The organism is Streptomyces sp. NPDC090119 (assembly GCF_044747085.1).
Taxonomy (GTDB): domain Bacteria; phylum Actinomycetota; class Actinomycetes; order Streptomycetales; family Streptomycetaceae; genus Streptomyces.
On the sequence record NZ_JBIVDK010000003.1, the window covers coordinates 821,829 to 844,670 of the forward strand.

14 protein-coding genes are annotated in these 22,842 nt (G+C 73.4%); 2 read left to right on the forward strand and 12 right to left on the reverse strand.

The features are described 5' to 3' along the window. Positions 1 to 35 precede the first annotated feature (35 nt). From ACIPPM_RS16505 to guaA, 3 genes are all read right to left on the reverse strand, one after another. Positions 36 to 1,322 carry a hypothetical protein gene (locus ACIPPM_RS16505; RefSeq protein WP_401448034.1) on the reverse strand — a complete coding sequence of 429 codons (1,287 nt, stop codon included), beginning with the start codon at positions 1,320 to 1,322 and terminating at the stop codon, positions 36 to 38. Between the two features lie 208 nt (positions 1,323 to 1,530). After that, complete coding sequence (locus tag ACIPPM_RS16510) at positions 1,531 to 2,325, reverse strand: class II aldolase/adducin family protein (protein ID WP_401448036.1); 795 nt, start codon at positions 2,323 to 2,325, stop codon at positions 1,531 to 1,533. Between the two features lie 145 nt (positions 2,326 to 2,470). Then, positions 2,471 to 4,051, reverse strand: coding sequence for a glutamine-hydrolyzing GMP synthase (gene guaA / locus ACIPPM_RS16515; protein ID WP_393604907.1), 1,581 nt, complete (start codon positions 4,049 to 4,051; stop codon positions 2,471 to 2,473). 318 nt (positions 4,052 to 4,369) lie between these two features. Between guaA and ACIPPM_RS16520 the strand changes: the two genes are divergently transcribed. Then, positions 4,370 to 4,639 carry a chorismate mutase gene (locus ACIPPM_RS16520; protein ID WP_401448039.1) on the forward strand — a complete coding sequence of 90 codons (270 nt, stop codon included), beginning with the start codon at positions 4,370 to 4,372 and terminating at the stop codon, positions 4,637 to 4,639. Between the two features lie 677 nt (positions 4,640 to 5,316). Here the strand turns inward: ACIPPM_RS16520 and ACIPPM_RS16525 are convergent. From ACIPPM_RS16525 to ACIPPM_RS16560, 8 genes are all read right to left on the reverse strand, one after another. Then, positions 5,317 to 7,146 carry a GMC oxidoreductase gene (locus tag ACIPPM_RS16525; RefSeq protein WP_401448041.1) on the reverse strand — a complete coding sequence of 610 codons (1,830 nt, stop codon included), beginning with the start codon at positions 7,144 to 7,146 and terminating at the stop codon, positions 5,317 to 5,319. Positions 7,147 to 7,200: 54 nt separating this feature from the next. Then, on the reverse strand, positions 7,201 to 8,814 hold the full coding sequence (locus ACIPPM_RS16530; protein WP_401448043.1) for a succinic semialdehyde dehydrogenase: 1,614 nt from the start codon (positions 8,812 to 8,814) through the stop codon (positions 7,201 to 7,203). Between the two features lie 124 nt (positions 8,815 to 8,938). Next, positions 8,939 to 9,805 carry a serine/threonine-protein kinase gene (locus tag ACIPPM_RS16535; RefSeq protein WP_401448046.1) on the reverse strand — a complete coding sequence of 289 codons (867 nt, stop codon included), beginning with the start codon at positions 9,803 to 9,805 and terminating at the stop codon, positions 8,939 to 8,941. 65 nt (positions 9,806 to 9,870) lie between these two features. Then, positions 9,871 to 11,466, reverse strand: a complete 1,596-nt coding sequence (locus tag ACIPPM_RS16540; RefSeq protein WP_401448049.1) for a protein kinase — start codon at positions 11,464 to 11,466, stop codon at positions 9,871 to 9,873. A gap of 82 nt (positions 11,467 to 11,548) precedes the next feature. Beyond that, a complete protein-coding gene (locus ACIPPM_RS16545; RefSeq protein WP_401448051.1) occupies positions 11,549 to 13,135 on the reverse strand; it encodes a serine/threonine-protein kinase in 1,587 nt (528 codons plus the stop codon). 94 nt (positions 13,136 to 13,229) lie between these two features. Beyond that, complete coding sequence (locus tag ACIPPM_RS16550; protein WP_401448053.1) at positions 13,230 to 14,786, reverse strand: serine/threonine-protein kinase; 1,557 nt, start codon at positions 14,784 to 14,786, stop codon at positions 13,230 to 13,232. 168 nt (positions 14,787 to 14,954) lie between these two features. Further along, the gene (locus ACIPPM_RS16555; protein ID WP_401448055.1) at positions 14,955 to 17,402 is read right to left on the reverse strand and encodes a protein kinase; all 2,448 of its coding nucleotides are present in this window, start codon (positions 17,400 to 17,402) and stop codon (positions 14,955 to 14,957) included. 161 nt (positions 17,403 to 17,563) lie between these two features. Continuing rightward, complete coding sequence (locus ACIPPM_RS16560) at positions 17,564 to 19,513, reverse strand: serine/threonine-protein kinase (RefSeq protein ID WP_401448508.1); 1,950 nt, start codon at positions 19,511 to 19,513, stop codon at positions 17,564 to 17,566. Between the two features lie 172 nt (positions 19,514 to 19,685). Here ACIPPM_RS16560 and ACIPPM_RS16565 point away from each other — a divergent pair, with 172 nt between their 5' ends. Continuing rightward, positions 19,686 to 20,846: a serine hydrolase domain-containing protein gene (locus tag ACIPPM_RS16565; RefSeq protein ID WP_401448058.1), complete on the forward strand. Its 1,161-nt coding sequence runs from the start codon at positions 19,686 to 19,688 to the stop codon at positions 20,844 to 20,846. An 87-nt stretch (positions 20,847 to 20,933) separates the two neighbouring features. Here the strand turns inward: ACIPPM_RS16565 and ACIPPM_RS16570 are convergent, their stop codons facing one another. Then, positions 20,934 to 22,640: a glycerol-3-phosphate dehydrogenase/oxidase gene (locus ACIPPM_RS16570; RefSeq protein WP_401448061.1), complete on the reverse strand. Its 1,707-nt coding sequence runs from the start codon at positions 22,638 to 22,640 to the stop codon at positions 20,934 to 20,936. Positions 22,641 to 22,842: the final 202 nt, after the last annotated feature.

The following is a 22,842-nucleotide window of genomic DNA, read 5'->3' on the forward strand; positions in this document are numbered from 1 at the left end:
GGACATCGGCGCACCGTACGGCGGTGTGCGGGGGCTCAGTCCGTCACTTCGATGGGGTAGCGGTTGGTGGCCAGCCCGGCCGCCGTCACCACCTGGACCTCCACCGCGCCGGGCTCCACCTCGACCGGCACCGGGACGGTGAGGACGCCGTCGGTGGGGTTGCGGAAGCCTCCGGCGACCGGGATCAGCGGCACATGGACATCGACCGCGCCGATGCGGACGACCATGCGGGCGAGGCGGTCGGCGCCCTGGGCGCCGGGCGGGACGAAGCCGGTGCCCCGGATCTCGATGTCGTCCCCGGTGCGGATCGGCCCGTCCAGGTCGCCGGGCTCGCGGGCGCGGACCACGGAGAGGACCACCGGACGGCCGCCCTCGGCGTACTTGCCCGCCAGGTAGGTGGCCGCCGAGATCAGCACCAGCACGGCCAGCCCCCAGGGCAGGTCGGGCAGCTGGTCGGGGCGGCGGCCGAGGCGGACGGCGGCGAAGACCAGGGCGACGGCGCTGATGACGACGTACTGGATGTCGGCGAAGGCGCCCCGGCCCGCGTCGTCGGTCAGCAGGTCGGCGGCGCGCGGCCGATGCGCGGGGACCTTCTGGAGCCGCTGGCCGAGGACACGGAGTCCGACCACCCGGCGCACCAGGACGGAGATGCCGCACACCACGGCGAGGACGGTCACGACACCCGCGCCGCGCCCGAGGTCGAGACCGGCGAGGAGGGCGTCGCGCTCGGCGGGGTCGGAGGCGGCGGCGAGGCGGCCCGCCAGCAGCAGGACGGCGTAGGCGACGAAGAGCACCCAGCAGGCCGCGACCGTGCGGGAGGTCGACATCCGGTTGTCCTCGCCGATCATCGGGGCCAGCGCCCCGCCCCGCGCCCGGTGGAAGAAGCCGGCGAGGGTCAGCGCGGCCGCCACGGCCACCGCGGCGAGCAGTCCGGCGGTGCGGGCGCTGCTCCAGCCCGCGCCGATCGCGGTGAGGGCCTGGGCGAGCAGCAGGACCACCACGGCGCCCCAGGCCAGGAACGCCGTCCGCGTCCACAGCCCGGCCAGCCAGGCGTCGCCCTCGGCACGGCCGCGCTCGGCGACCGCCTCGGCGCGCTGGGCCAGTTCGGCGGAGATCCACTGGCGGGACGCCGAGGCGGAGTGCGCCACGGCCGGGGGCAGCCCGTGTCCGGCGGCGAACTCGTCCCGCCGCTGCCGGAAGGCGACGACGGCACGCCGGTGCCCCTCGCGCGCCCCGTGCGGGCAGTCCCCGCACGCACAGCCGCCGCCATGGGCCCCCGCGCCGTCCGCTGCCGCGCTCTGCCTCGCCTCCTGCACCGCCACGACCGACGCCCGCCTTCCCCGCTACCCGAGATCCCGGAATACGGCCGTCACGCACAGTGCGTGCGGTGGCCGAGCAACTCCCCTGTGAACAAGGCGAATTGTGCCCTACGCCGGGCACCCCGGGTTCGCCGGTCCGCGCAGGGCGGAAAGGACCGCCCATCCTGCTGACCCACTCGCACGCCCGTCCGAGCCCGCCCGTACGGGACGCTCAGCTCAGCAGGTCGGGTTCGCTCCGGCTGATGTCCTGCCACAAGGGCTGGTAGTTGATCCAGGCCACGAGGTCGCCGCCGAGCTGTTCGCGGGTGGCGACGGCCTGCCGGTGGTCGATCAGGACGGGGCGCCCGGCGGCCTCGGCGGTGAGCTGGACCTGGCAGGAGCGTTCCATGGACATGAACCACCAGGCGGCCGCGTCGACCGAGTCGCCCACGGTGAGCAGGCCGTGGTTGCGCAGCACCAGGGCCTTGCTGGAGCCGAGCACCGAGGCGATGCGGCGCCCCTCATCGGCGTCGACGGTGACGCCGGTGTAGGCGTCGTAGAGCGCGGTGTCCTCGTAGAAGGCGCAGCTCTCCTGGGTGATGGGGTCGGGGACCTCGCCGAGGGCGGCGAGCGCGCGGCCGTGCACGGAGTGGCAGTGGGCGACAGCGACGACGTCCGGGCGGGCCGCGTGGACCGCCGCGTGGACGGTGAAGGCGGCCTGGTTGACGTGGTAGCGGCCCTCGACGACCTGGCCGTCCTGGTTGGCCAGCACGAGGTCGCTCACGGTGACGTGCCGGAAGGGCATCCCGAAGGGGTTGACCCAGAAGCAGTCGCTGAACTCCGGGTCGCGGGCGGTGATGTGGCCCGACACGCCGTCCTCGAATCCGGCTCGCCCGAAGAGCCGCAGGGCGCCCGCGAGGCGTTCCTTGCGGTGGCGCCGCTCGTCGTCGACCGACTCGTGCATGGGCGGCATGGCGAACCGCAGCTTGTCGGTGGGCAGCGGCGAGGGAGGGGTGGGCCGGTGCATGGGTCCTCCAGCGCTGGGGTGCTTTACGGACCGGAAGTTACCGTCGGGTGGCGGGGTACCAAAAGAGGCCGGAGTACCAAAAGAGGTGGAACGGCCGGAGCCGTTCCACCTCTTCGCGGAGCCGGTCAGCGGACCGGCGCCGGGGTCACTCCCACTCGATGGTGCCCGGCGGCTTGGAGGTCACGTCGACGACGACGCGGTTGACGTCGCGGACCTCGTTGGTGATCCGGGTGGAGATCTTGGCGAGGACGTCGTACGGCAGCCGGGACCAGTCGGCGGTCATGGCGTCCTCGGAGGAGACCGGGCGCAGCACGATCGGGTGGCCGTAGGTGCGGCCGTCGCCCTGGACGCCGACCGAGCGGACGTCGGCGAGCAGCACGACCGGGCACTGCCAGATCTCGCGGTCCAGACCGGCGGCGGTCAGCTCCTCGCGGGCGATGGCGTCGGCCTCACGCAGCAGGTCCAGCCGGTCCTTGGTGACATCGCCGACGATGCGGATGCCGAGGCCGGGGCCGGGGAACGGCTGGCGCTGGACGATCTCCTCGGGCAGGCCCAGCTCCTGGCCCACCATGCGGACCTCGTCCTTGAACAGCTTGCGCAGCGGCTCGATGAGCTGGAACTCGAGGTCCTCGGGGAGGCCGCCGACGTTGTGGTGCGACTTGATGTTGGCGGTGCCGGTGCCGCCGCCGGACTCGACCACGTCCGGGTACAGGGTGCCCTGGACCAGGAACTCCACGGCCGGGCCCGCGTCCGCGATGATCTCGGCCTGGGCCTGCTCGAAGACGCGGATGAACTCGCGCCCGATGATCTTCCGCTTCTCCTCGGGGTCGGAGACCCCGGCGAGCGCCTTGAGGAAGCGCTCCTCGGCGTCGACGACCTTGAGCTGGACGCCGGTGGCCGCGACGAAGTCCTTCTCGACCTGCTCGGTCTCGCCCTTGCGCATCAGGCCGTGGTCGACGTAGACGCAGGTGAGCTGGGAGCCGATGGCCTTCTGGACCAGGGCGGCGGCGACGGCGGAGTCCACGCCGCCGGACAGGCCGCAGATGGCGCGCTTGTCGCCGACCTGCTCGCGGATCGCGGCGACCTGCTCCTCGATGACGTTGCCCGTGGTCCAGGACGGGGTCAGGCCCGCGCCCCGGTACAGGAAGTGCTCCAGCACCTGCTGGCCGTGCGTGGAGTGCATGACCTCGGGGTGGTACTGGACGCCGTAGAGCTTCTTCTCGTCGTTCTCGAAGGCGGCGACCGGGACCACGTCGGTGGAGGCGGTGACGGTGAAGCCCTCGGGGGCGGCGGAGCACGCGTCGCCGTGGGACATCCACACGGGCTGCTCGTCCGGGGTGCCCTCGAACAGGGTGGAGCCGGACATGGAGACGTGCAGCGGGGTACGGCCGTACTCGCGGGCGCCGCTGTTGTCGACGGTGCCGCCGAGGGTCTGCGCCATGAGCTGGAAGCCGTAGCACATGCCGAAGACGGGGACGCCTGCCTCGAAGAGGGCGCCGTCGAGCTGCGGGGCGTTCTCGGCGTAGACCGAGGAGGGGCCTCCGGAGAGGATGATCGCCGCGGGGTTCTTGGCGAGCATCTCGGCGACCGGCATGGTGCTGGGCACGATCTCGCTGTAGACCCGCGCCTCGCGGACGCGACGGGCGATGAGCTGGGCGTACTGCGCGCCGAAGTCGACGACCAGAACGGTGTCGGGGGCGGCGGCAGACTGGGTCGCTGATGACACGGGGTGCCTTCCGGCGGTTGGGCGGGGGTCTGTATGACCGATTCTAACGGGGTGGGCGCCGACCCCCTCCCGGACGCCGGAGGAGATGTCCACAGGGGGTCCGGGCGGTCCGGTGGCCGTGGCATACTGACCCCGTGTTCACCCAGACGACGTTCCGCTTTACCTATGGCACCGGGCCCGCCGGCTGCCATGGTCGTTCTGCTTGAGCACACCACAAGCGACTTTCGACAGGCACCCCGGGCCGACAAGGCCCGGGGCGCCTGTCGTTTCTCCGGGTCCTGCCGTTCCGGGGCGGCCACGAGCACCAGGAGCCCCTTCATGAGCACCGCCACCCCGCACACCGACTCCGAGCGGACCATCGACGACGCCCGGACGCGGATCGACGCGCTCGACGACCGGATCATCGGCCTCGTCCAGGAGCGGATGGCCGTCTCCTCCGTGGTCCAGCGGACCCGGATCGCCTCCGGCGGGCGGAAGGTGAGCCTGTCGCGCGAGATGGAGATCCTCGGCCGCTACCGGGACGCCCTCGGCAAGCCGGGCACCGCGCTCGCCATGACCCTGCTGGAGCTGTGCCGGGGTCGTATCTGAGTTCGGTGCCGCTCTCACCCGTACGGCGCGTGACCGGCTCGCGCATCGCTTCGTTGAGCCCGTTGTCCGTGCCAGCCAGGGGCGGGCCCGACAGAACCACGCGTGGCTCGCCGGGGCGATGAGGGGTACGGGTCGTGCCGTACGCCATGGGACCTCGTCCCGGAGAAGTGACCGGACGGCAGGGGACAGCAGGCCGGTCACCCAGGAGAAACGGTCGGCTCCGGGGACGCCCGGAGCCGTCCGGCGGACAACTGCACAGCTGAACCCGTGCCGGACCGGGCGGCCGCGGACGCCTCAGGGCGTGCGGTACGCAGCGCACCCTCCCCCATGTCCCCCGCGCACCTCCCGGCACCCTCCCCCGCACCACCCCCACCGCCGGCAGGTGCGGGATCACCGAGGCGGGCGGCGCGACCCCCCGGCGCCGCTTCCCCGGCACCGGCACACCTCCCTGACGCCGGTGCCGAAGACGAAGGGCCCCGCGGCCGAGTCCCGCGGGGCCCTTCGCCATGCCCGCACCCCCATGTGATCGACGCCACATCGGAATACCGGGCTCCAGGCACAACCCCCGGCCGTCCTCGCGTATCGAACCAGGCACCGGGATCAAGAAAACGGTGAGAATCGAGGGACCTGCGTTCGGAGGGGGACGCAGGTCCCTGTTCTCTTTCCGAGCTGCTCGCTCACCCCTTCTTGCGCGGCACCTCCGGCACCGCCAGCAGCGGCAGCCGCAGCGCGCCGAAGGCGTCCGCCGGGACCGCGGGAGTGCGCGGCGCCACCGCCTCCAGCCGCTCGTACGCCGCCCCCGGCACCGGCCGCGGGTCCGCCTCGCCCTTGTTCGGCCAGTACGACATGGCCCGCTCGGCCTGCGCGGTGATCGTCAGCGACGGGTTGACGCCCAGGTTCGCGGAGACGGCGGCGCCGTCGACCACCGAGATGCCGGGGTGGCCGTAGAGCCGGTGGTACGGGTCGATCACGCCGGTCTCCGGGGAGTCGCCGATGGGGCAGCCGCCGAGGAAGTGCGCGGTGAGCGGGGTGCCCATCAGCTCGCCGACGTTGCTGCCCGCGAAGCCGTTGATCTCGGCGGCGAGCGCGGAGGCGGCCTCGGTGGCGGCCTTGATCTGGGTCGGGTTCGGGGCGCCGTGGCCCTGCCGGGCGGTCAGCAGGCCCTTGCCGACGCCGCCGGGCTTCAGGTACGTGGTGAGGGAGTTGTCCAGCGACTGCATCACCAGGCCGATGATGGTCCGCTCCGACCAGCGCCGGTTGGAGACCGAGCGGGCCAGCTGCACCGGGTGCCGGACCGCCTGCGCGAGCCAGCCGAGGACGCGCGAGGAGCCTTCGGTGTAGGGCACCTGGAGGATGGTGAGGCCACCCATGGAGTTGGAGCCCTTGCCATAGCGGACCGGCTCGATGTGGGTGTTGGCGTCCGGGTGGACGGAGGACGTGATGGCCACCCCGCGCGTGAAGTCGACCTTGTCCGCGCCGTGCGCCTTGCGGTAGCGCCGGTCGTCGGTCTGGGCGCCGACCAGGGCCTCGGAGTTGGTGCGGGTGAGGTCGCCGAGCCGGGCGGAGAGGTGGGGCAGCTGATGGTTCGCCTTCATGCGGTGCAGCAGGGTCTGCGTGCCGTAGGTGCCGGCCGCGAGGACGACCCGGCGGGCGGTGAAGAGGCGCCCCTCACCGGTGCGTTTGCGGTCGGTGGGCAGGGTGGCGACCGCGTAGCCGCCGCGTGAGTCGTCCGTGACGGAGACGGCGGTGGTCAGCGGGTGCACCACCGCGCCCGCCTTCTCCGCGAGGTACAGGTAGTTCTCGTTGAGGGTGTTCTTCGCCCCGTGCCGACAGCCCGTCATGCACTCGCCGCACTCGGTGCACGCCCGGCGCGTGGGCCCGGCACCCCCGAAGTACGGGTCCGCCACCTGCTCCCCGGCCCGCGCCTTGGCCGAGCCGTCGGCGTCCTCGCCGTCCCCGAAGAACACGCCGACCGGTGCCATGTGGAAGGTGTCGCCGACGCCCATCCGCTGCGCCGCCGCCTTCAGGTGCGTGTCGGAGGGGGTGGTCGTCGGGTTGAGCCGGACCCCGAGCATCCGCTTGGCCTGGTCGTAGTACGGCGACAGCTCGTCCTGCCAGTCGGTGATGTGCCGCCACTGGGGGTCCTCGAAGAACGGCTTCGGCGGTACGTACAGGGTGTTGGCGTAGTTGAGGGAGCCGCCGCCGACGCCCGCGCCGGCCAGCACCATGACGTTGCCCAGCAGATGGATGCGCTGGATGCCGTAGAGGCCGAGCTTGGGGGCCCAGAGGTAGTTGCGCAGGTCCCAGGAGTTGCGGGGCAGGGTGGCGCGGGTGAAGCGGCGGCCCGCCTCCAGGACGCCGACGCGGTAGCCCTTCTCGGTCAGGCGCAGGGCGGTCACCGAGCCGCCGAAGCCGGAGCCGACCACGAGCACGTCGTAGTCGTAGCCGTCGTCGCGCCCTTCGCGCCCTTCTTCGGTCCGGGTGGGGACAGTCTTCTCCTGCGGCACGTGCTCTCCTCGTCGAGAACGGTGGTGGAACGGGCGGAACTGGTGGGGACGGGGTCAGCGGAAGCGGAACGCCTTCATCACCTTGAGGCTGCGGCTCATGAAGGCCGCGTACGCGGCGTCGTCCATGCCGAGCGAGGGCGCCATGGGCAGCAGCCGCTGGCGGGCGACGGTCTGGGCCTCGGTGTACTTGAGGATGCCCTCGGAGCCGTGGCGGCGGCCGAGGCCGGAGTCCTTCATGCCGCCCATCGGGGACTGGGCGCTGCCGTACGCGGGGGCGTACCCGTCATTGACGTTGACGGTACCGGTGCGCAGCCGGGCGGCGATGTCCATGCCGCGCTTGGCGCTGGTCGTCCACACCGAGGCGTTGAGACCGTACGGCGTGGCGTTGGCGCGCTCCACGGCCTCGTCGTCGGAGCCGAAGCGGTAGACGGAGACGACCGGGCCGAAGGTCTCCTCGGCGCAGACGGACATGGTGTCGTCGACGCCGTCCAGGATGGTCGGCTCGAAGAAGTACGGGCCGATGTCGGGCCGGGCCACCCCGCCCGCGAGCACCTTGGCCCCCTTGGCGACGGCCTCGGTCACATGCGACTCGACGGCCTTGAGCTGGCGTTCCCCGGCGAGTGAGCCCATGTCGGCGCCGTAGGCGAGGGCGGTGCCGAGCCGCATGGCCCGCGTGCGGGCGGCGAAGCGCTCAAGGAAGGCGTCGGCCACCGACTCGTGCACGTAGAGCCGCTCGATGGAGATGCAGAGCTGCCCGGCCGAGGAGAAGCAGGCGCGTACGGCACCGGCGGCGGCCTTCTCGATGTCGGCGTCCTCCAGCACCAGCATGGCGTTCTTGCCGCCGAGTTCGAGGGAGACGCCGATCAGGCGGGCGGCGGCGCCCTGGGCGACCTCGCGGCCGGTGCGGGTGGAGCCGGTGAAGGAGACGTAGTCGGCGTGCCGGACGATCTCCGGGCCGACCACCGGGCCCTCGCCGAGGACCACTTGGAAGGCTCCGGCGGGCAGTCCGGCCTCGATGAGCAGGTCGCGGGCCCACAGGGCGGTCAGGCAGGTCTCGGTGTCGGGCTTCATCACGACCGCGTTGCCGGTGACGAAGGCGGGCAGGGCGTCGCCGACGGAGAGTTCGAGCGGGTAGTTCCAGGGCGCGATCTGGCCCACGACCCCGCGCGGGTGCCGCAGTTCGGTCACCCTGGTCAGGGTCGGCATGGCGCCGGTGTGCCGCTTGGGCCGCAGATAGGCGGGGGCGCGGCGGCCGTAGTGCCGGGCGGAGACGACGACGGCCTGCACCTCCTCGTGGGCGTGCAGTCGGGCCTTGCCGGTCTCCAGCTGGATGAGGTCGAGCACCTCCGACTGGCGCTCCAGCAGCAGGTCGTGGAAGCGCAGCAGCACGGCGGCCCGTTCGCGCACCGGGGTCCGTTCCCACACCCGCTGGGCGGCGCGGGCGGCCTCGAAGGCGGCGGCGACGTCGTCCGGGGTGGACTCGGGCAGGTCGGCCAGCTTGGCCCCGGTGAGCGGGGTGTGGTTGCTGGTCCGGCCCGAGCCGGTGACGCCCTTGGTGAGCTGGGCCACCAGTTCCGGGGTGACCACGTCGGCGGCGGTGCGCACGCCCTCGGGGGCCGGGGCGATCGGGTTGGTGCCGGTGACTTCCAGGGCCTGCGAGTCCGTCATGAGCCGCAGGGTATGCCGGGGGGCGCGCTTTCGGTACCCGTCGGTAACGGGGTTTCACCGGCCGCACACATCCCGCCAGTGATCACTGGCGGCAAATGCGCTGATCAGGGGGTTGTCGGCCCGCTCACTCGGCTCCGGGTTTTTTCGACAGCAGCAGTCCGAGGGCCGCGAGCGGGGTGCGGCGGACGGCGGGGGCGGGCGTCACGACGGTCTGCGTGGGTTCCGTGCGGGGTTCGGGTTCCGGCTCCCCGGCCTCGACTCCGGCGCATCTCTCCAGCACCGCCGCCACCTCCGCCGCGTCCGGCCGGGCATCGGGGTCCGGGCTGCGCAGGCGGTCCAGCAGCGGGGCGAGCGGGCCGGGGTCGCCGTCGGCCATGGCGGCGAGCAGCGCGCCGAGCGACCACAGGTCGGAGGCGGGCCCGGCCCCGCGCCCGGACGCCCGCTCCGGCGCGACGAACCCCTCGGGCGCGTCCTCGGTGTGCCCGTCGCCGATCCCGAAGTCGGTGACGACGACCCGCCCGGTGCCGGACTCGATCAGCACGTTGGCGGGCTTGATGTCCCGGTGCACGATGCCGACCGCGTGCGCGGCGCGCAGCGCGCCCAGGACGGCGAGCCCGATCCGGGCCGCCTCGGCGGGCGGCAGCGGACCGCGCCGTACGGTCTCGCGCAGCGACTCGCCCTCGACCCACTCGGTGACGATCCAGGGCAGCCCGTCCTCGCTGACCACGTCCCGGAGCCGGATGGCGGAGGGGTGGCGCACCCGGGCGGCCGCCCCGGCCTCGCGCCGCAGCCGGTGCGCGGTCCGGCCGACGGCCGCGTCCCCGGCCGGATCGCCGGGCAGCCGGGGCTCCTTGACGGCGACCGTGGCACCGTCCCGTTCGTCGCGGGCGCGCCAGACGGTGCCGGTCGGCCCGGCCCCGACGCGTTCGAGGAGCCGGTAGCGGCCGCCGAGCGGAGGTCCGTCGGGCGAGGGGGCGCCGTCTTCACTCATGCCTCATGAGTACCGCGCGCACCGGGCGCTTGTCGACGCGGTCGACACCCTCAACTCGGCTTGTTTCAGGGCTTGTCGAAGCGCAGTCCGGCGATGGCCTCCTTCGCCACCTCCTGGCCGCGCGCGGTGAGGTCGCCCTTGCCGGGATAGCCGACGACGAGCTTGTACATGTCGCCGGAGGTGGTGCGGTAGTAGAAGAGCTGGAGTTCGCGCGGGAGCGGGTTCTGCGTGTCGTCAGTGGTGTAGACGACGGTGTTCCGGGCGGCCTTGCGCCCCTGATAGGTGGCCGAACCGTCCGGCCTGGTCCTCGCGCCGCTCGGCATGTCGAGCTGGTACTCGCCGTCCTTCTTGAACTTCTCGTCGTCGGCGTACATCTGGGCGGCCGCGTTGCTCTGGATGTCGTTCAGGGAGTCGTCGCCCTTGCGGTCCAGGCTCAGCACGACGGAGACCGCTCCGCTCCAGTCGGTGTACGACACCCAGTTGCGGTCGGTGTCGTCCTTCTCGGGGAGCTTCACCTGGTAGCTCTCCGGGACGGCGAGGGTGGCGCCCAGCGCGGGCGCCTTCCGGTCGGTCCAGCCGTCGGGCAGCGGGCCCGCGAACGGGTCGGCGAGCACCAGCCATCCGGCGACGGCGGCCACCACCACGCCCGCTCCGGCCCCGAGCCACGTCCGGCGGCCCGGCCGCCACCCGGGTGCGGCCACCGTGCGGGGCGGCAGTGCCGGGGGCCGCACGGCGGCCTCCAGCAGGGCCCGTACCTGCGGTGCCGTGGGCCGGGCGGCCGGGTCCTTGCGGAGCAGGCCGTCGATGACCTCGGCCAGCGGGCCCCGCGCGGCGGGCGGCGCCGGGGTGGCGTGCAGCACGGACTGGAGGGTGGCCGGGGTGTTGCTGCGCCGGAACGGCGACACCCCCTCGGTCGCCGTGTACAGGACGACCCCGAGGGACCACAGGTCGCTCGCCGGGCCGGGCCGTCGGCCCAGCACCCGTTCCGGCGCGGTGTACTCGGGCGAGCCGACGAAGCCGCCGGTGTCGGTGAGCTGGGTCTCGCCCTCGATCTGGGCGATGCCGAAGTCGGTGAGGACGACCCGGTCGTGCCGTCCGAGCAGGACGTTGTCCGGCTTCACGTCCCGGTGCAGGACGCCCGCCGCGTGCGCGGTCTCCAGCGCGCCGAGCACGTCGAGGCCGATCCGGGCGGCCTCACGCGCGTCCAGCGTGCCTTCCTGGAGGGCGCTGCCGAGGGAGCGGCCGTGCACCAGCTCCATGACGATCCAGGGGCGGCCGTCGACCACGGCGACGTCGTGCACCTCGACCACGGCCGGGTGGTCGAGGCGGGCGGCGGCGCGGGCCTCGCGGCGCATCCGCTCGAAGACGTTGCCGCGTTCACGCGCGGAGAGGTGGTCGGGCACGCGGGGTTCCTTGACCGCGACCTCGCGTTCCACCGTCTCGTCCCGGGCCCGCCACACGGTGCCCATGCCGCCGTGCCCGAGCTTGGCGAGCAGCCGGTACCGTCCGGCGATCAGCCGCCCGGCACCCGGTTCCCCGGGCGCGGGCGGCTGCGCGGGCACGGCAGGCTCGGGCGGTGGGCCCGGGTCCTGGTCCGGTGGGCGCAGTACGAAACTCGTCGTGTCGTCGGCCGCGCGGCCGACTCCCCCGTCGCTGCTCATGGTTCATGCCTACCAAGCGGTCCGCACGCGCAGCCAGGGGGAACACGAACCGGTCACAGACCCGTGACCAAGCCGGGCCGGTTCAGCGGGCCGTGACGGTGAAGGTGTCCACGGCGACGTCGAAGTGCTCGCGGGCCTGGCGCACCTTGCCGACCGGGCCCGACACCCACACGTCGTACATCCGGCCGTCCTCCTCCCAGCACAGGTCGTAGGTGTGCCGGGCGCCCTCGGCGGGGGTGTAGCCGTTCCAGGTGAACTCCCAGAGCGCGGCGGGGTGTTTCTCGTGGCTGGTCTCGGTGACCCGGCCGTCGCGGTAGCCGGGGTTGCTGTCGGCGCCCTCGGCGGCGAGGCGCTCCAGGACGGCGGCGGGACCGCCGGGTTCGGGTGGGGAGATCTTGATGCCGAGGCGGAAGGTCCCTCCGGCGGAGAGGTAGAAGACGCGCTCGCCCTGCCGTTCACGGGTGAAGCCGTCCGGCACGGCCAGGGCGAAGCCCGCCGGGTCGCGGACGGTGCGGTAGCCGGAGGGTGCCGTGGTGCCGGTCGGACCCGGTGTCCGGGAGGCGGCGGGGGCGCCGGGCGCGTCGTCGCCGCCGTCCCGGTGCTCGTGGAACATCAGCACCGCCGCCGACACCGCGGCTCCGGCCACCGCCGCGATCAGCAGGGCGGCGATCAGCCTCGCCCGTCTCGGGGGACGGCGGGCCGGCGCCGGTGCGGCGGGGCTCCCCGGCGCCTCGGGCGCGGCCGGCGGGTGCGGTGTGTCGGACTTGGCGCCGCGTACCCCGCCGAGCAGCCGGAGCGTGCGGGCGGCCGCCGGGACGCCGGACGCGGGCGGCACCCGGCCGGAGTCCAGGTAGGTGCGCAGCATCCGCTCCGCGTCGGCCGCGCCGAGCCGCAGCTCGGGGTCGCGCTCCAGCAGGCCCCGGATGACGGGGAGCAGCGGGCCCGCCTCGGCGGGCGGCCGGATCTCATCGGTGACGACGGCGTGCAGGATGCCGCCGAGCGAGTCGCGCCGGAAGGGCGACTCGCCGCTGAGTGCCGCGCACAGCAACGCGCCCAGCGACCACAGGTCGGAGGCGGGCCCGCCGCGCAGCCCCGACATCCGCTCCGGGGCGGTGTATTCGGGCGAGCCGACGAAGGAGCCGGTCTCGGTGAGGGTGGTGGCGCCCGCGACCCGCGCGATGCCGAAGTCGGTGAGCACGACCCGGTCGGTGCCGGACTCCAGGAGCACGTTGGCGGGCTTGATGTCCCGGTGCAGCACCCCGGCCGCGTGCGCGGTGGCCAGCGCGCTCAGCAGGTCGGCGCCGATCCGGGCGGCCTCGGGCGCGTCCACCGGGCCATCGGCGGCGATGCGCTCGGCGAGCGAGCAGCCGTCGATCAACTCCATGACCAGGTAGGGCCGTTCGTCCTGCTCGACCACGTCGTGCACCACGATGATGTGCGGATGCCGCAGCTGGGCGACCGCCCGCGCCTCGCGGAAGGAGTGCTCCCGGCGCCTGCGGGCGTCCTCCTCCGACAGGGAGTCGTCCAGGGTGAGTTCCTTGACGGCCACCTGACGGCCCAGCACCAGGTCGTCCGCCCGCCAGACGACGCCCATCCCACCGCGTCCGATGCGCGCCTCAAGGCGGTAACGGCCCGCGATCACACGGAGGTCGTGCCCCTCGGTCCCCATGGGGCCCATCATGCCGTACCGGACGTATCCCCTCCGGGGCGCTGACCGGCCAAGGTGGGGCATCGGACGTCCACTTAAGGCCACGCCCGGTCCGTCACCCCTCCTGGAAGCTGCGCAGAATCCGGCTGAACTGCTTCTTGGTGGTGGCCCAGTCGTCGGCCGGGGAGGACGCGTAGAGGGCGTACTCGGTGTCGTCGCCGTTCATGTAGCCGACGTCGATGGCGTGGTACGGGCCCGGGAAGTAGTGGGGGCCGTCCTTGGCCAGGGCGTTCCACGTGTACTCCCAGCGGGCGCCCGGCTCGTCGCGGAAGACCTCCTCCTTCAGCGCAAGCCGCTGGTACTGCAGCAGCCGGGGCGAGACCCGCTGGTCCAGATCGGTCAGGTGCTCGTAGGAGGTACGGAAGTCGGGCTCGGTGTCGACGGCGACCCGGACCAGGTGCTTGCCCTTGTCGGGCGAGTAGTCGACCTGGCGGAGGCCGTCCTGGTCGATGGAGACGGAACGCTTCCAGCCCTTGGGCAGGGAGAGGCTGAAGCCGACCGGGTCGTCGTACCGCTCCCAGCCGTCGGGGACGGTGCTGGAGCTGCTCGTCGCCGACGCGGAGGCGGAGGGGCTTTCGGAGGGGTCGCCCTCGTCCGTCGCGTGGTGGCCGCCCCACTGGAGGTAGCTGCCGGTCAGGCTCGCGCAGAACACCAGCACCGCGGCGGCGGCCAGCGTGAGCACGCGGGTGCGGCGGCCGCGCCGGGCCGGGGCGGGGGCCACCGGGTTGACGGCGGTGTCCCGGGCGGCGGGGGCGGCAGGCGGCGGGGACGGCGGCGGCACCGGCACGGCCCGTGTCTCCCGGCCCGCGGCCGCGTCGTCCAGCATCCGCTCGGCCGTGAGCGGGTCCGGGCGCCGGGCGGGGTCCTTGTGCAGCAGCGCGGCGATGACCGGGCCGAGGGCACCGGCGTTGCGCGGCTCCTCGGCGTTCTCCTCCACGACGGCCTGCATGGTGCCCAGCGCCGAGGTACGGCGGAACGGCGACCGCCCTTCGACGGCGGTGTACAGCGTCGCGCCGAGCGCCCACAGGTCGGAGGCGGGGCCCGGATCGTGGCCGCGTATTCGCTCCGGCGCGAGGTAGTCCACCGAGCCGACGACCTCACCGGTACGGGTGATGGTGGAGTCGCCCTCGATCTGGGCGATGCCGAAGTCGGTGAGCAGGACCCGGCCGTCCCGGCCGAGCAGGACGTTGCCGGGCTTCACGTCGCGGTGCAGGACGCCCGCCGTGTGCGCGGCGCGTAGCGCCCGCAGCACCCACAGGCCGATCCGGGCGGCCTCGCGGGACTCGATCCGGCCGCGCTCCTTGACCGCGTCGGCCAGCGACTCGCCCTCGACCAGCTCCATCACGATCCAGGGACGGCCGTCGTGTTCGAGGACGTCGTGCACGGTGACGACGGCGGAGTGGTTGATGCGCGCGGCGGCGCGGGCCTCGGCACGGGTACGGGCCAGCAGCACGTGCTGGTCGCTCTCGGAGACGTACAGCGCCGCGGTCAGCTCCTTGACGGCGACCTTCCGGTGCAGCACCTCGTCATGGGCACGCCACACCCGGCCCATGCCACCGCTGCCGATGGAATCGGTGAGCCGGTAGCGGCCCGCCACGAGCTGGCCCTGCATCTGATTCACGTTGCCCCGCAATGTTCTTGTCAGGGTCAGACTATGGACCGCTCCCCGCCCAGGGAACCGGCGGGGTGCCACGGAAACAGCACTGTGACTGTTGTCGCTTCCGCACAGTCGACGCAACCGAACGCCCGCTTCCGCAACGGGTCCTGGCGGAGCGTCTCCTCAGCCGGTGTAGCGGTAGGTGGCCGTCGCCTGGTCGTAGAGCCGGGTGACCTCGTCGCGCTCCGCCTCCGGGCCGCGGACCTGGACGATGTGGTACCGGCCGTTCAGCAGCATCGCCATGTTGCGCACGAACAGGTCGCGGCCCTGGGGGTCGGTCCAGGTGAACTGCCCCTCGGCCATGACCCGTCCGCCCACCTCGATGGTGCGCAGCCCCGACGCGGTGGCCCAGCTGGAGTCGCGGTACGGCTGCAACTCCCGTTCCTTGTCCCGCTGGTACACCATCGGGTCACTGCCGTAGGTGGCGGTGCTGTCCCGGCCGGGTACGACGAGCAGCTCGAAGTTGCCCCGCGAGTAGACGACTTGACCGCTGCCGTTGCGCGGCGTGTGGTTCCAGCCCTTGGCGACGGCGACCTTGAAGCCGGCCGGGTCGGTGCGCAGGGTGAAGCCGTCCGCGGCCGCACCGCCGCCGGTCTGGGTCTCGGTGGCGGGCGAGGAGGCGGTCGGCCCGTCGTCCGGGGCGCTCTCCCCGCTCGACGGCGACTGTGCGCGGGACGGCGCGGGACTCGCCGCTCCCGCACCCCCGGTCCGGTCCGCGCTCTCGCCCTGCTTGGGCATGAACATCACCGCGTAGGCCACGGCTCCGGCCAGCAGCAGGAAGACGAGCAGCAGCAGGACGCGGCCGAGGCTGCGCGGCGAACCGGTGGCCTCCTGCCGGGCGCGCTTGTGCCTGGCGTGCGGATGGGGCACCGGCGCCTTGTTCCGGCGCCGCCACCGGGCCAGCTCGCCACGCCGTCGCACTATCGGCAGCCGGGTCGGGTCGGCGGGCGGCACCGGCACCACATGGGCACCGGCGTCCGGTTCGGGCGCGGACCGCACCAGCGAGCGCAGCCAGCCGTTCAGCTCCTCGAAGTCCAGTCGTTCGGTGGGGTCCTGGCGCAGCAGCGACTCCACGACCGGGCGCAGCGGCCCGCACTCCTCGGCGTAGGCGGGCGGCTCCGCGCAGACCAGCTGCACCAGCTCGGCGGTGGACTCCTCCGGATAGGGCGCGTGGCCCTGGACGGCACGGAAGAGCAGCGCGCCGAGCGCCCACAGGTCGGTCGCGGGCCCCACCGGCGCGGCCAGCTGCCAGTTCTCGTGCACCGGCCCGGCCTGCTCGGGCGCCCACCGCTCGGTCACCGGCCCCACGACGGTCATCCGCATGTGCCGCGCCCGCTCGGCCGCGATCGCGGTACCGGGCCCGCGCCGCGCCCCGGCGGCCTCCGGCGCGTCCCAACCGGACCCGCCCGGCCCGCCGTTCTGCGCGGGCAGCGCGGGGCGCGGCGGCGCGGGGACACCCGGCTGGGCCGGGTTCAGCGGATAGGGCGGCGCCGCCTCCTGCCGGGCGGGGGTGCCGGGGCGGGGTGCGGCGCCGTGCCAGGGCCGCCCGGCCACCCCGTACGGATCGGCCACGGAACCGGGCGGCGTGCCGCCCTCCCCCGCGATCTCCCCCTCGGCGGGCGTACGGGCTCCGGGCAGGGCGGTACGGCCGCCCCGCTCCGTCTCCTGCACGCGGGCGGCGGCCCGGGCACCGGCGCGGTACGCGGCGATGGCCCCGGCGCGGGCGGCCCGGATGTCGTCCCCGGTCTCCGGCACCCGCGGCCGGACCGGGACGACGGCACCGGAGTCGCCGTTCGCGGCGGGTGCGGGCAGGCCGCCGGTCACCCGCGCCTGAATGGCGGCACGCCGTGCGGCCTCGGGGTCCGCGTCGGCGGCGGCCGCCGCGCCCGTACGGGCCACGGCACCCCCCGCCGTCTGCCGGTGGTCCGGCGCGGGCGGCTCCTCCGGACCGTCCTGGGCCGGGACGGGGTCGTACCCGCAGAGCGCCTCCTCGGCCGCGCCGACCGCGAGACCGGTCAGCATGACCCGGCCGTCGTCGCAGACCAGGACCGTGCGGGAGGTGATGTTGCGGTGGGTCCAGCCGTGGGCGTGCAGGACGCGCAGCGCCATCACCACGTCGGCCGCGACCTCGGCCGCCCGGTACGGCGACAGCGGCTGCTCGGCGAGCAGCGCGGACAGCGGGCGCGCCGACACCGCCTCGCTGACGATCCACAGCGAACCGCCCTCGGCGAACACGTCGAAGACCTGGTCCAGGCGCGGATGGTCGGGTATCCGGGCCGCCGCCTGCGCGGCCTCCACGGCGCGCCGGACCGCGGGGTCCTTGGGCGTACGGGTGGCGCTGCGGCCCGCCGGGGTCCGATGGCCGCGCTCACGCGCGGTGAACCCCTCGGGCAGTCCCTCGGCGTCGATCACCTCGGCCTCGACGACCTCCGGCAACGGCACCTGACGGACCAGCACCTCCTGGCCGCTGTAGGTGTCGAAGGCGTACGTCTCGGTGAGTTCGTACGCGTCGGAGGGCGGCAGCGGCAGGCGGTAGCGGTCGGCGAGCACCCGTCCCGCGTACTCGTCCATGCCCGCCACCCCCCTGCCGTTCCGGTCGCCCGCGATCGTTCACCGCCCGTCGGGCGTCACACCCGGCTGCGTACGGTTCTCAACCATTCACGATACGTGCCGGAGGCAACCCGCACCGGGGGGATGACCGATTACCGGCTCCCAACCCGAACTCGTTCAGGTCACGACTTGGGCTCGAAGGACGCCGTGAGCGTCTTCCAGGTGTCCTCGCGCAGCGTGTCGTCCCAGTCGGAGCTCTTCGCCGTGTACATCAGCGCGTGCCCGAGGTGGTCGTTGACCTTGAAACCCCGGTCGATGGAGCGGTACTTGGTGCCGCCGTCCACGTAGGTGAACTCCCAGTCGGCCGTGGTCCAGCCCCGGTAGTCCACCTTCGCTATGCGGATGCGGTCGTACTGGGAGCGGACCATGTAGCGCTCCTGGCTCTCCCAGTCCTTCACCGGGTCGCTCTTGGGCGTGCTGGTCCAGGCGACGAGCAGCTTCTGGCCGTCGGGGCCGGTGTAGCGGTCGCCCGCGCCGCTGGCCGACACGTACTTCCAGCCCTTGGGCAGGCCGATCGAGTAGCCCTGGGAGCTCTTGCGGGTCGTCACGACGGGTGCGCTGCCGGAGCCCTTGTTCCCGGTGGAGCCGGAGGAGGAGTCGTCGTCCGGATCGCCGCTGCCGCCCTTGCCGCCGGAGTCGTCGGCGGTGCTCGCGTCACTGGCCTCGCCGGAGCGGGAGCCGTCGGTGGCGGGCGCGGAACCCGACCCGCCCTGCCCGGTGCCCTTGCTGCTGCCCGTGTCCTTCCCTGCGGAGGAACTCGCGCTGGGCGCGCCCTGGGCGCCGGTGCCCTTGTCGTCGTCACGGCCGAGGGTGAGGACGAGCACGGTACCGACCGCCACCAGGGCCAGCGCGATCACCGCCGCGATGATGATCAGCGTGCGCCTGGGCACCACATCGGTGAGCGATGCCTTCGGCACGGGCCTCGGCGCGAGGTCCAGGTCCGGCGGCGGCATCACGGGCCAGCTCGAACTTGGCTTGTTCGCGCTGGCGTCGGGCGTGTCGGAGCCGCCGCGCCCACCGGCACCCGTCGACGCCGCGGCGCCGCTCTTCGGCCGGGCGGCAGCGGCGGCCGACGCCCCGGCCGCCTTGCGGACCGAGCGCAGCGCCCCGCGCACCTTGTCGCCGGACTCCTCCCGCTTGGTGTCGGGGGAGTCGGGCTGCGCCGGGATCGGCACGACCCGGGTGGCGTCCAGCGGTTCCGGGTCGGCGGCGCGGATGACCTTGGTGAGCATGGCCCGCGCGCCCGCGTCGTCGAGCCGCTGGGCGGGCTCCTTGGTGAGCAGCCCGTGGATGACGTCGGCCAGCGGGCCCGCGTTCTTGGGCTCCTCCGGGTTCTCGGTCATCACGGCGGTCAGCGTGGCGATGGCCGACCCCTTGTCGTACGGCGGCACACCCTCGACCGAGGCGTACAGCAGGCCGCCCAGCGACCACAGGTCGGCGGCGGGACCGGGCTTGTGGCCGCGGGCCCGCTCCGGGGAGATGTAGGAGGGGGCGCCGACGAGCATGCCGGTGGAGGTGATGGACGGGTCGCCCTCGACCTGGGCGATGCCGAAGTCGGTGAGCACGACCCGGCCGTCCTCGGCGATCAGCACGTTGGACGGCTTCACATCGCGGTGCAGGATGCCCTCGCGGTGGGCGGAGCGCAGCACGTCCAGCACGGCGAGCCCGACCTCGGCGGCGCGACGGGGCGTCAGCACACCGTCCTCGCGGATGACCTCGGCCAGGGACTTGCCCTCGACCAGCTCCATGACGATCCACGGCCGGTCGTCCTCGTCGACCACGTCGAAGACCGTCACCGCGCTGTTGTTGCGGATCCGGGCGATCGCCTTGGCCTCGCGCAGGGTGCGCGTGATCAGGCGCCGCTTCTCCTCCTCGTCGATGTTCGACGGGAACCGCAGCTCCTTGACCGCCACCGTCCGGCCCAGGGTCTCGTCCTCGGCACGCCAGACCGTGCCCATGCCACCCCGGCCCAGCACGTCCCCCAGCCGGTACCGCCCGGCGAGAAGACGACGCTCGTTCTTGCCCTGACGAGTCTCCTGACGGGATGAACCCGCCCGCTCCGCCTCCGACATGCGTCCCCTCATGCAACCCGCCCTGACAGAGCCTTCATTGTCCCTCACGCGACAACCGGCCGACGCCCAGGGGGCCTCTCTGGGCGCACCGCGTCCGCAGCGTCGGCACACCCCCTGAACCAGATGTTCCAGTTGCCGGGATGATGTGCCCCGACACGCAAAGGAGCCAGGGATGCCGACCCTTCGGACAGTCTTGTCCATACCGGTTCTCGTGGCTCTGCTGCTCACCCCCACCGCTCCCGGCGCGACCCCCGCCGCCGGATTCTCGGACACTGTGCTTCCGCTGCTGGTCAGCGAGGGTGGAGCCCCCGCAGCTGCCCTGCTCGCGCAGGACCGTCATGGCACACGCCGCGCATGGCGCTACGCGGACGCGGGCCGGGGTATCGCCCGTGCCGACCATTTCCGCGCCGGGAGTGTCACCAAGACCTTCGTGGCGACCGTCGTGCTGCAACTCGCCGCGGAACACCGGCTTTCCCTGTCCGACACCGTCGAACAGCACCTCCCCGGACTCCTGCCCCGACTCCGCGCCGGGACACGGCACTCCGCCGAGGAATCCGGCCGCGTCGCCCCCGCCGGGCCGAGCCGGTCGCCTCAACGGTCTCCCACGTCACCCCCGTCCACCGCACCCCGCGTCGACGGCACCCGCGTCACCCTGCGCGACCTGCTCACCCACACCAGCGGCATCGCCGACTTCACCGACGCCACCCGGGGCGAGGTGCCCCTGACCCCGCTTCAGGCCGTCCGTCTCGCGCTCACCCTCCCTCCCGGCCGCCAGGGCCGCCCCGCGTACGCCAGCACCGACTACGTCCTCCTCGGCATGGTGATCCGTCAGGTCACCGGCCGCTCCTACGCCGCCGAGGCACGGCGCAGGATCATCGCCCCGCTGGGTCTCGCGGGCACCTCCTTCCCCGGCGCCCGCCGCTCCCTGCCCTCGCCGCACGGCCGGGCCTACGCCCCCGACGGCTCCGACGTCACCGAACTCGACCCCCGCGTGGCCGGGGCGGCGGGCGAGCTGGTGTCCACGCTCGACGACCTGGACCGCTTCTACGCGGCCCTGCTGGCCGGCGACCTGCTGCCCCCGCACTGGCTGCGCGAGATGCTGGACACCCGGGCCGCACATGGGGTGTACGGCATGGGCCTGAATCCGGTCCGGCTTCCGTGCGGGCTCACCGTCTGGGGACACGACGGACGGATCACGGGAAGCCAGGTGCGCACCGCCGCCACCGCCGACGGCGGCCGGGTACTCACCTTCCGGGTGAACACGGGCGCGAGAACGGACCCCCGGCTCGAAACCGCCCTGCTCACCGCCGAGTTCTGCCCCCGCACCTGGTAGAACGACCAGGCCGGGAACGGAGATCCCGCACCAGGCCACTCGATCGAGTGAAGCCACCGGACGGTCGCCCGGCCCGCTCGAAGCGCCCTACAGCGGCACGATGTCCGGCGCCCCCAGCCGGGCGGCGTCCGCCGTCAGGTCGTCGGGCTGGCGCTGGGACTCGCGCTCGGCCTCGACCCGCTTCTCGTAGTGCTCGACCTCGCGGGCGATCTGGTCCTCGTCCCACCCGAGCACCGGTGCCATCAGCTCGGCGGCCTCGCGGGCGCTGCGGGTGCCCCGGTCGAAGGTCTCGATGGAGATGCGGGTGCGGCGGGTGAGGACGTCGTCCAGGTGCCGGGCGCCCTCGTGGGAGGCGGCGTAGACGATCTCGGCGCGCAGGTAGTCGTCCGCGTGCCGCAGGGGTTCGCCCAGGGTGGGGTCGGCGGCTATGAGGTCGAGGAGCTGGTCGGCCATCGAGCCGTACCGGTTCAGCAGGTGCTCGACGCGGGCCACGTGCAGTCCGCTGCGGTCGGCTATGCGCTCGCGGGCGTTCCACATCGCCGGATAGCCCTCGGCGCCGAGCAGCGGGATCTCCTCGGTGACCGACTCGGCCACCCGGCGGTCCAGTCCGTGCACCGCCGCATCGACGGCGTCCTCCGCCATCACCCGGTACGTCGTGTACTTGCCGCCCGCGACGACCACCAGGCCCGGCACCGGGTGCGCCACGGTGTGCTCGCGGGACAGCTTGCTGGTGGCCTCGGACTCACCGGCCAGCAGGGGCCTGAGGCCCGCGTAGACCCCCTCGACGTCATCGCGGGTGAGCGGCACCGACAGCACCGAGTTCACATGCTCCAGCAGGTAGTCGATGTCGGCGCTGGAGGCGGCCGGGTGCGCCTTGTCGAGGTCCCACGCGGTGTCGGTGGTGCCGACGATCCAGTGCCGACCCCAGGGGATGACGAACAGGACGGACTTCTCGGTGCGCAGGATCAGACCGGTGCTGGAGTGGATGCGGTCCTTGGGGACGACGAGGTGGATGCCCTTGGACGCCTTCACGTGGAACTGGCCGCGCTCCCCCACCAGCCCCTGGGTGTCGTCGGTCCACACCCCGGTGGCGTTGACCACCTGGCGGGCGCGGATCTCGTACTCCCCGCCGCCCTCCACGTCCTCCACCCGGACCCCGACGACCCGCTCGCCCTCGCGCAGGAAGCCGGTGACGCGGGTGCGGTTGGCGACCTTGGCGCCGTAGGAGGCGGCGGTGCGGACCAGGGTGGTGACGAAACGGGCGTCGTCCACCTCGGCGTCGTAGTACTGGAGGGCGCCGACCAGGGCGTCCTTGCGCAGGCAGGGGGCGACGCGCAGGGCTCGGTTGCGGCTGAGGTGGCGGTGCGTGGGCAGGCCCCGGCCGTGGCCCCGGGCCATGGACATCACGTCGTACAACGCGACGCCCGCGCCCGCGTACAGCCGCTCCCACCAGCGGTGCTGGAGGGGGTAGAGGAACGGCACCGGCTTGACCAGGTGCGGGGCGAGCCGCTCCAGCAGCAGGCCGCGTTCCTTCAGCGCCTCGCGCACGAGGGGGAAGTCGAGCATCTCCAGATAGCGCAGCCCGCCGTGTATCAGCTTGCTGGACCGGCTCGAGGTGCCGGACGCCCAGTCGCGCGCCTCGACCAGGCCGGTGGACAGGCCACGGGTGGCCGCGTCCAGCGCGGTGCCCGCGCCGACGATGCCGCCGCCGATCACCAGCACGTCCAGTTCACGCTCGGCCATCTCCGCCAGTGACTCGGCGCGCCGCGCCGGGTCGAGGGTCGCTGTCCTCACCGCTGCCTCCCGCTCTCGCAAACCCGCTGATGGGCCACGCCGGTACGGCGCGGGCCCCTCCTGCCCCTCCTCATGCCCAGAACCTCTTGCTCAAAAGTGTGGCGGTGTCGGGCGGCATCGGCCACCACGGGCTCCCCACCTGTGGATAACCCGCGCGTATCAGCCCGAAGACACACGAACACAATCACACATAACGGTCATA

What these genes read in the sequence shown, in the direction of transcription:
- ACIPPM_RS16510 (WP_401448036.1), bottom strand. Translation starts at nt 2,325, where the DNA reads ATGCACCGGCCCACCCCTCCCTCGCCGCTGCCCACCGACAAGCTGCGG.
- ACIPPM_RS16520 (WP_401448039.1), top strand. Translation starts at nt 4,370, where the DNA reads ATGAGCACCGCCACCCCGCACACCGACTCCGAGCGGACCATCGACGAC.
- ACIPPM_RS16530 (WP_401448043.1), bottom strand. Translation starts at nt 8,814, where the DNA reads ATGACGGACTCGCAGGCCCTGGAAGTCACCGGCACCAACCCGATCGCC.
- ACIPPM_RS16535 (WP_401448046.1), bottom strand. Translation starts at nt 9,805, where the DNA reads ATGAGTGAAGACGGCGCCCCCTCGCCCGACGGACCTCCGCTCGGCGGC.
- ACIPPM_RS16540 (WP_401448049.1), bottom strand. Translation starts at nt 11,466, where the DNA reads ATGAGCAGCGACGGGGGAGTCGGCCGCGCGGCCGACGACACGACGAGT.
- ACIPPM_RS16545 (WP_401448051.1), bottom strand. Translation starts at nt 13,135, where the DNA reads ATGGGGACCGAGGGGCACGACCTCCGTGTGATCGCGGGCCGTTACCGC.
- ACIPPM_RS16550 (WP_401448053.1), bottom strand. Translation starts at nt 14,786, where the DNA reads ATGCAGGGCCAGCTCGTGGCGGGCCGCTACCGGCTCACCGATTCCATC.
- ACIPPM_RS16555 (WP_401448055.1), bottom strand. Translation starts at nt 17,402, where the DNA reads ATGGACGAGTACGCGGGACGGGTGCTCGCCGACCGCTACCGCCTGCCG.
- ACIPPM_RS16560 (WP_401448508.1), bottom strand. Translation starts at nt 19,513, where the DNA reads ATGTCGGAGGCGGAGCGGGCGGGTTCATCCCGTCAGGAGACTCGTCAG.
- ACIPPM_RS16565 (WP_401448058.1), top strand. Translation starts at nt 19,686, where the DNA reads ATGCCGACCCTTCGGACAGTCTTGTCCATACCGGTTCTCGTGGCTCTG.